Source organism: Vibrio sp. 1401 (assembly GCF_033340295.1).
The window spans coordinates 1-990 of record NZ_JAWOWF010000160.1; the positions used below are offsets into that span (position 1 = coordinate 1).

General features: G+C 48.0%; 1 protein-coding gene and 1 pseudogene. Both read right to left on the bottom strand.

Going from position 1 to position 990, the window contains the following annotated elements:
• Nucleotides 1-836: type II secretion system F family protein (locus R7Z77_RS24260; RefSeq protein ID WP_318136917.1), on the bottom strand; the 836-nt coding region annotated here is incomplete at its 3' end.
• Nucleotides 836-990, bottom strand: a pseudogene (locus R7Z77_RS24265) (type II secretion system protein GspE); the annotation flags it as partial. The pseudogene R7Z77_RS24265 and the gene R7Z77_RS24260, both read right to left, overlap by 1 nt.

The following is a 990-nucleotide window of genomic DNA, read 5'->3' on the forward strand; positions in this document are numbered from 1 at the left end:
ATCGACAAGGTACGAGCGAAACGAGCGGTATTGAGGCCTTTAGAAATCTTACCGACGAGAGGCAAGCTGATGATTTTTCTGTCCCAAGACAAGCGAAAATCTGGTTTTTGCAATGCCAGTTTTAAGCCATAAAAACAAACTACTAGCACGGCAAAGATAATCAGCCCCCACTCTTGGACGAACTCACTAGCCGCCAGCAAAAATTGCGTTGACTGTGGCAACTCTTGCCCCATTTGAATGATCGGCTCGATGATTTTGGGTACCACGGTCGCCAACAAGAACGAGACAATCGCCACCGCAAACACCCCTAATACGACAGGGTAGATCATCGCTTGCAACAGCTTAGAACGCATTTTCTGACGGTGTTCGACGTACTCCGCCAAGCGCTCTAAAACCGTATCAAGGTGTCCAGATTTTTCACCTGCGGCGACCATAGAGCGAAACAGTTCGTCAAATACGTGTGGATAATCACCTAGGCTATCTGCCAATGGGTAACCTTCGGTGACTTTGGAGCGAACTGCAGCGATCATGGTGCGAATTCGTGGCTTTTCTGCTTGTTCAGAAACTGCTCGAAGACACTCTTCAAGAGGCATACCTGATTGAACAAGTGTGGATAATTGACGCGTGATCAGAGCCAATTCAGCCGTTTTGATACCACGTTTGAAGCCCACTGAGCCTGAAGACTTAGCCGCCTTTGCTTTGGCTTCCACGACCTCAACAGCGATCATTCCTTGTCCTTTCAGTCGTTGGCGCACTTGACGAGCGTTATCCCCTTCAATCGTGCCTTTTTTTTGTTTGCCTTTTGCATCCAGCGCTTTGTATTCAAATGCTGCCATTACGCTTCCTTCGTCACTCGCATCACTTCTTCAAGTGACGTAATACCACGACGTACTTTGCTTAGACCATCACTACGAATACTTGGCGTATGATTACGAACGGCTTTTTCCACTTCTTGCTCACCTGCTTCGCGGTGAATCAGCTCTTGAACCG